The following is a 7,092-nucleotide window of genomic DNA, read 5'->3' as shown; positions in this document are numbered from 1 at the left end:
TCCGGGCGCCGACCCGGCGGTCAGCACGCCCGCGGCGGCGACCCGCACGGTCGAGCACGCGCGCGGCACTGCGACGGTGCCGGACGAGCCGCGGCGGGTCGTCGTGCTCGAGCCGGTGGAGCTGGACACGGCCGTCGCGCTGGGCGTGACTCCGGTGGGGGCAGCGGTGGCCAGCAACGTGGCGGGTGTTCCGAGCTACCTCGGCGTGGACGGCGTGGAGCCGGTCGGCACGGTTCCCGAGCCCGATCTCGAGGCGATCGCCGCGCTGAAGCCCGACCTCATCCTCGGCACGGAGTCCCGCCATTCCAAGCTGTACGACCAGCTCGCGGCGATCGCGCCGACGGTCTACATGCAGACTCAGGCAGACCCATGGCAGCAGAACGTGCTGCTGATCGGGGAGGCGCTCGGGCAGAAGGAGCGCGCGCAACAGCTCGTCGACGGCTTCAACGACCGGTGCGCCGAGATCAAGGACCGCTTCGACGTCGCCGGAAAGACCGCCAACATGATCCGTCCCCGCGACGAGACGACCCTCAGCCTCTACGGCCCCGTCTCCTTCGCGGGTGGGGCGCTGGAGTGCGTGGGGCTCAGCATCCCGGAGCAGAACTGGGAAGACGGGCTGCAGGCCGACCTCTCGCCCGAGAACATCCTCGACGCCCGCGCCGACTACGTGTTCGTCACGACGGCCGACGTGGACGACTCCTCGACCATCCCGTCCGCCATCACCGAGAACGCCGCGGAGTTTCCCTCGGTGACCCTCGTGGACACGAGCTACTGGGTCTCGGGCGTGGGCCCGAAGGGCGGCGAGCTCGTGCTCGACGACATCGAGCGTTTCCTCGACGCGCAGCAGTGACGACGGCCCGAGACGGGCGACCGCGCACGAGCGCGAGCGTGACGACAGGACGGCGAAGCCGGGTGACCCTCGGTTTCGCCGTCCTCGGCGTGCTCCTCATCGTGGCCGTGGCGCTGTCGCTCACCGTCGGGTCCAACCCGCTCGCGCTCGGAACCGTTCTCGATGTGCTCCGAGGCGGAGGGTCGGCGGAGGCTCGATACGTCGTCGCCGACCTGCGGGTCCCGCGCACGGTGGCCGGGGTGGTCGTGGCCGCGGCGCTCGGAGCCGCGGGAGCGCTCGTCCAGGCCTACACGCGCAATCCGCTCGCCGATCCGGGCATCCTCGGGGTCAATGCCGGTGCCGCGTTCGCGGTCGCGGTCGGTGTCGCGTTCTTCGGGCTCCGCGACATCTCGACGTTCGTCTGGTTGGCCTTTGCCGGCGCCCTGGTGGTGACCCTCGCCGTCTCGGTGATCGGATCGGCGGGTCGGGGTGGGGCCGACCCTCTGCGCCTGACGCTTGCCGGGGTCGCCCTCGGCGCGGTCCTTGCGGGGCTCACGACCGGCATGACCCTCAGCAACCCCGACGCCTTCGATCGGATGCGGTCATGGAACGCGGGATCGCTGCTCGGCCGCGACCTCGACGTCGTGGGGGCTGTGATCCCGTTCGTCATCGTCGGACTCGTGCTCGCGCTCTTCCTCGCCCCCGGCCTGAACGCCCTCGCCCTCGGCGATGACGTGGCTCGCGCCCAGGGGGCGAGAGTGGGGGCGATCCGCGTCGGCGTGATCCTCGCCGTCACGGTGCTCGCGGGGGCGGCCACCGCCCTTGCCGGCCCGATCTCTTTCGTCGGTCTCATGGTGCCCCACGTGGCGCGGTGGCTGTTCGGGGTCGATCAGCGCCTGATCCTTGCGGTATCGATGCTGTCGGCGCCGATCGTCGTGCTGATCTCGGACGTGCTCGGAAGAATCCTGATCGCCCCCGCCGAGATCCCCGTCGGAATCGTGACGGCGTTCGTCGGCGCTCCCGTCCTGATCGCTCTGGCGCGCCGACGGAAGGCGAGCACACTGTGACCTCCGCCCCGCCCCGCCCCGCTCGGCCCGCGATCGATCCCGGCTATCGCCGTCTCCGCCTGCACGTCGGCCCGGCGCGCCTCGATTGGCGCGTGCGCAGCCTCATCGTCGGCGTCGTGCTCGCCGTCGTCATCGCCCTGCTCGGCGTGCTCTCGCTCGGTCTCGGGTCCTATCCGCTCACTCCGGAGGCTGTCGTCCGCACGCTCCTCGGGGGCGGCGACGCCCTCGATCGCACGGTCGTCACGGAGTGGCGGCTGCCGCGCACGACGGCGGCGATCGCCTTCGGCGCACTCCTGGCCGTCGCCGGTGCGCTCTTCCAGACCGTGACCCGCAATCCCCTCGCCAGCCCCGACATCCTCGGCCTGTCCAACGGAGCCTTCACGGGGATGCTGCTGACGATGGTGTTCGTCTCCACGAGCTGGCCCGTCCTGATGGCGGGAGCCACCGTGGGAGGGCTCTTCACGGCACTGGTCATCTGGGCGCTCGCTCGGCGGGGCGGTGTGCAAGGGTTCCGGCTCATCGTCGTCGGCATCGGCGTCGCGGCCCTGCTGTCGTCGCTCAACACCTGGATGCTGCTGGAGGTCGAGTTGGAGACGGCGATGTTCGCCTCGGCGTGGGGCGCGGGAAGCCTCAACGGTGTCGCGGCGCCGCAGGTCGTCGGCGCGATCGCCTGCGCCGTTCCGCTGCTGATCCTCCTCGTCGCCGTCGCCCCGCGCCTGCGTCAACTCGACCTGGGCGACGACGTCGCCACGGCGACCGGTGCGACGCCCCAGCGGGTGCGCACGATCGCGCTGCTCGTGGGCGTCGCCCTCGTCGCGCTCGCGACCGCCGTCATGGGTCCCGTGGCCTTCATCGCCTTCGCCGCCCCGCAAGTGGCGCGCCGGATCGCCCGCACGCCTTACCTGTCGCTCGGCGTCTCGGCTCTCGTGGGCGCGCTTCTGCTGCTGGCCTCCGATGTCGTCGCCCAGCACGTCCTTCCCGTCACCCTCCCCGTCGGCGTCGTCACCGTCTCCGTCGGGGGTCTGTACCTCGTCGTCGTCCTCGTCCAGGAGATCCGCCGCCGTGCCTGAAGACCTCTCTCGCCTCGGTTCCGTCGTCCCCGCTCGGCTTCGCGCCGAGGCCGTCCGCCTGGGCTACGACGGTGCTCCTATCATCGATGGGCTCACCGCCGAGATCCCCGACGGCTCGTTCACCGTCATCATCGGCCCCAACGCGTGCGGCAAGTCGACGCTGCTGCGCGGACTGTCGCGCTTGCTCGCTCCGCGCGCCGGGGCCGTGATCCTCGACGGGAAGGAGATCACCGAGCGGCCGGCCAAAGACGTGGCCCGGCGCCTGGGGCTCCTCCCGCAGACCGCGCTGGCCCCCGACGGCATTACCGTCGCCGATCTCGTCGGCCGGGGAAGGTATCCGCACCAGGGCTTCCTGCGACAGTGGTCCGACCGAGACGAGCAGGCCGTGCACGACGCACTCTCCGCCACCGGCACGACGGAACTCGCCTCCCGCCGGGTGGAGGAGTTGTCGGGAGGGCAGCGTCAGCGTGTGTGGGTGGCGATGGTGCTGGCGCAGGAGACAGACCTGCTGCTCCTGGACGAGCCGACGACCTTCCTCGACATCGCGCATCAGGTGGAGCTCATGGAGCTGTTCGCGCACCTCAACCGCCAGGGTCGCACGATCGTGGCGGTCCTCCACGATCTCAACCATGCGGCGCGCTACGCCGACCACATCATCGCGATGCGTCAGGGGCGGATCGTCGCGGCGGGATCCCCCTCGGAGGTGGTCACGAGTGAGCGAGTGGAGGAGATCTACGGGCTCCCCAACGTCGTGATCGCCGACCCCGTCACGGGAGGTCCGCTCGTCGTTCCCCGGGGCGTTCCCGTCTCGACGGTCGAGGGGAGTGGTCGGTGAGCTCGGTGGCCGAGGCCGGCCGCAACTGGGAGTACAGCGCGTTTCCGGTGCGGGTCGCCGCCGTCCAGCGGATCAGCCCCGGCTTCGTCCGCATCACTCTCGCCGGTCCTTCCCTGGTCCACTTCGCCGCGTGGGGACTGGATCAGCGGATCAAGCTCGTTCTACCCATGCCCGACGGCACGCGACCCGAGTTCGGACTGCTCGACGAGCCGACACCGCATCCGCAGGAGTGGTACGCCCGGTGGAAGCAGCTGCCGGTGGAACGGCGCAACGTCCTGCGCACCTACACGCCGTCGGCGATCCGCCCCGAGCGCGCCGAGATCGATGTGGACGTGTACGTCCACCAGCCGGCCGGGCCCGCATCCGCGTGGGCGCTCTCGTGCGCCGTGGGCGATGAGCTCGTGCTGACGGGTCCCGACGCGCGGGTCGGCTACACCGGCTACGGCATCCATTACACGCCGCCGAGACCGCCCTCCCACGTCGTGCTGATCGGTGATGAGTCCGCGCTTCCCGCCATCAACAACGTCGTCCGGCAGCGGGGCGACGACGCACGGTTCGAGGTCTTCGTCGAGCTCGGCGACCCCGCGGACGACATGCTCGTGCCGCTCCGCGACGGCGACCACACGGAGATCGTGCGGCGTCGGGGCGTCGGGGGTGAAGCCCTGGAGGAGGCGATCATGCGGTGGGACGGCGCCGAGGAGGTCGCCGCCGACCCCGGCGCGTACGTCTGGATCGCGGGGGAGACGGGGGCCGCGGCCCGCATGCGACGGCACCTGACCGCCACGATCGGGATCGACAAGGAGAGGGTCGCGTTCCTCGGGTACTGGAAGCACGGCGGTCCGCTCGTCTCCTGACCGGCCGCGCGGCGGTTCAGCCCCGCAGGAAGATGCGCTCGCCGTCGATCTCCTCGCCGGTCGCGACGAATCCGGCGTCGAGGTACAGCGCGATCCCACGCTCGTTGTCGGGACGGACGCCGAGCAGGGTTTTCTCGCCGCCGTCGAGCGACGACATCCGCGAGAGGATCTGGGTGAGCGCCGCCCGCGCGTACCCGCGACCCTGAAAGCGCTGATCGATCATCAGACGGTAGATCCAGTAGTTGCCGTCGTCCGGGTCGAGCGCGTACATCGCGAATCCCACGATCTCGTCGGCGGCGCGGACGACGAGCGGCGTGCAGAACGAGTGGCGCGCCGCCTCGTCCAGCGACGCCTCGTTCGTTGCCACGAAACCGTCCTGCTCGGGTCGTACCGAGAGGGCGATCACGGCGTTCCGGTCCTCCGGCAGGAAGGGAGTCACGCGGACCGCGACGTCGGCGCCGTCCGGAAGGCGGGTGATCTCGTAGCGGCGCTCGATGCCGACGGTGGCCTCGCCCCACGGACTCGCGGCGACGTTCCGCTGATGTTCTGCGAAGGCGGCCTCGTCGGTGAAGAGCTCTTCGACGCTCCAGGTCCTCGCCTCCGTCGTCGGATGCACCTCGAAGCGCAGGCATCCGGGCTCGGTGCGGGTGCGGGAGACGTGGTCGGGGAGATGGCGCTCGACAACGGCCGCCTCGGCGTCGTCACGGCAGATCAGCCGACCCGTGAGGTGGACTCGTGGCATTCGTGGTCTTTCGTCGCGCGTGTCGGCGGTCCAAAAGCAGGCCGGATCGTCGCCACGCCACCACCGGGGCCCGCGGATGCGGCTCGGGCCTGCTTTTCGCACCTGGATGCCGCCCAGGCTATCCGGCTCGCGGCGATACGCGGTCTCTCGGAGGGCGGCCGCCACCGCCGACGCAGCCGGGTAACGTAGACAACCACACGTGACACGGGGTGCCCGTCAGGGCTGAGATCACACCCGTCGAACCTGATCTAGTTCGTACTAGCGAAGGGATGTCGCGCCATGACGCGCACGCCACCGCCTCTGATCGACTCCACCTGTGCGGCCTGGGAGGAGGTGCGCTCCCGATCGCCGCTCGTCCACTGCATCACCAACAGCGTGGTCGTGGGAATGACCGCCAATGCCGTCCTCGCCCTCGGCGCCGCCCCGGCGATGGTCGACATCGCGGGGGAGGCGGGGCCGTTCGCCGCGGCGGCGTCGGGTCTCCTCGTCAATCTCGGCACGCCCACGACCGAGCAGCGCGAGGCGATGCGCGAGGCCGTCGCCGCCGCGAGGGGTGCCGGAACCCCGTGGGTGCTCGACCCGGTCGCAGTGGGCGCCCTTCCCGTGCGCACCCCGCTGGCCCAGGACCTCGCGTGGCAGGCACCCACGATCGTCCGCGGCAACGCCTCGGAGATCATCGCGCTCGCCGGTGGCGGGGCCGGAGGGCGCGGTGTCGACGCCACCGACGACGTCGACGCCGCTGCCTCCTTCGCGGTCGCTCTCGCCGCCCGCACCGGCGGCGCGGTCGCCGTCTCGGGCCCCGTCGACCTGATCGTCGCCGACGGACGTGTCGCCCGCGTCCGCAACGGTCACGCCCTGCTCACGCGGATGACCGGGGGTGGCTGTGCTCTCGGGGCGGTGATGGCGGCGTTCGCCGCGGTCGAGTCAGACGCGTTCGTCGCTGCGACGGCGGCTTCGGTCGTCTACGGGGTGGCCGCCGATGTGGCGGCTGAGACTGCCGCGGGGCCCGGGACCTTCGCGGTCGCCTTCCTCGACGCGCTCGCCGGTCTTACCGCCGACGCGATCCTGACTCGGGGGGCGGTCGCATGATCGACCTGTCGCTGTGCCTGGTGACCGACTCCGCGCTCGCGGCGCGCGCGGGCCACGATCTGGCCGACGTCGTCTCCGAGGCCGCCTCGAACGGCGTGACCTCGGTGCAGGTGCGGGAGAAGACCCTGTCCGGCCGCGCTTTCCTCGAGACGGTCTGCCGGATCGCCGAGGTCGTCCCCGACGGCGTTCCGGTGCTCGTCAACGACCGTGTCGACGTGTACCTCGCGGCACGCGCGGCGGGCGCCGCCGTCGCAGGCGTCCATGTGGGGCAGTCCGACCTCCCGCCCGCGCTCGTGCGCGCTCTCATCGGCGACGAGGCCGTGCTGGGCCTGAGTGCCGGTACGCCCGAGCAGATCACCCGGGCCGTGCGCGACGAGGGGCGGATCGACTATGTCGGTATCGGAGCGCTGCACCCCACGCGGACCAAGCACGACGCACCGCCCGCGCTCGGTCTCGCCGGGGCGCGGGCGGTGCTGGCGTCGTCCGCGCTTCCGGCCGTCGTGATCGGCGGCGTCACGGCGGTCGATGTCCCGGGGCTGCGCGCCGCCGGCGCCGCGGGGGTCGCCGTCGTCGCGGCGATCTGCGGGGCTCCGGACCCCGGATCGG

The 7,092-nt window shown here is 71.6% G+C and carries 8 protein-coding genes and 1 riboswitch; of the genes, 7 read left to right on the top strand and 1 reads right to left on the bottom strand.

The window, feature by feature from the left end:
- From QM591_RS15885 to QM591_RS15865, 5 genes are all read left to right on the top strand, one after another.
- Window positions 1–850: ABC transporter substrate-binding protein (locus QM591_RS15885; protein WP_415133829.1), on the top strand; the 850-nt coding region annotated here is incomplete at its 5' end.
- 38 nt (window positions 851–888) lie between these two features.
- A complete protein-coding gene (locus tag QM591_RS15880; protein ID WP_415133827.1) occupies window positions 889–1,896 on the top strand; it encodes an iron chelate uptake ABC transporter family permease subunit in 1,008 nt (335 codons plus the stop codon).
- Window positions 1,893–2,966 carry a FecCD family ABC transporter permease gene (locus tag QM591_RS15875; protein ID WP_415133825.1) on the top strand — a complete coding sequence of 358 codons (1,074 nt, stop codon included), beginning with the start codon at window positions 1,893–1,895 and terminating at the stop codon, window positions 2,964–2,966. The genes QM591_RS15880 and QM591_RS15875 overlap by 4 nt, the downstream gene beginning before the upstream one ends.
- A complete protein-coding gene (locus QM591_RS15870) occupies window positions 2,959–3,801 on the top strand; it encodes an ABC transporter ATP-binding protein (RefSeq protein WP_415133823.1) in 843 nt (280 codons plus the stop codon). The genes QM591_RS15875 and QM591_RS15870 overlap by 8 nt, the downstream gene beginning before the upstream one ends.
- On the top strand, window positions 3,798–4,655 hold the full coding sequence (locus QM591_RS15865; protein ID WP_415133821.1) for a siderophore-interacting protein: 858 nt from the start codon (window positions 3,798–3,800) through the stop codon (window positions 4,653–4,655). Before QM591_RS15870 ends, QM591_RS15865 begins: the two co-directional genes overlap by 4 nt.
- A gap of 16 nt (window positions 4,656–4,671) precedes the next feature.
- On the opposite strand, the gene QM591_RS15860 is transcribed toward QM591_RS15865, so the two are convergent.
- Window positions 4,672–5,397 (bottom strand): GNAT family N-acetyltransferase, encoded by a 726-nt coding sequence (locus QM591_RS15860; protein ID WP_415133819.1) that lies wholly within the window; start codon window positions 5,395–5,397, stop codon window positions 4,672–4,674.
- Between the two features lie 195 nt (window positions 5,398–5,592).
- Window positions 5,593–5,684: riboswitch (TPP riboswitch) on the top strand.
- Here QM591_RS15860 and thiM point away from each other — a divergent pair.
- Window positions 5,677–6,486, top strand: coding sequence for a hydroxyethylthiazole kinase (gene thiM, locus QM591_RS15855; RefSeq protein WP_415133817.1), 810 nt, complete (start codon window positions 5,677–5,679; stop codon window positions 6,484–6,486). It overlaps the preceding riboswitch by 8 nt.
- On the top strand, window positions 6,483–7,092 hold a 610-nt coding region (thiE, locus tag QM591_RS15850), incomplete at its 3' end, for a thiamine phosphate synthase (RefSeq protein ID WP_415133815.1). The genes thiM and thiE, both read left to right, overlap by 4 nt.

Source organism: Microbacterium sp. (assembly GCF_047607225.1).
GTDB lineage: Bacteria > Actinomycetota > Actinomycetes > Actinomycetales > Microbacteriaceae > Microbacterium.
The sequence above is the reverse complement of the archived record's forward strand: the minus strand, read 5'-3'. Positions and strand labels throughout refer to the sequence as shown.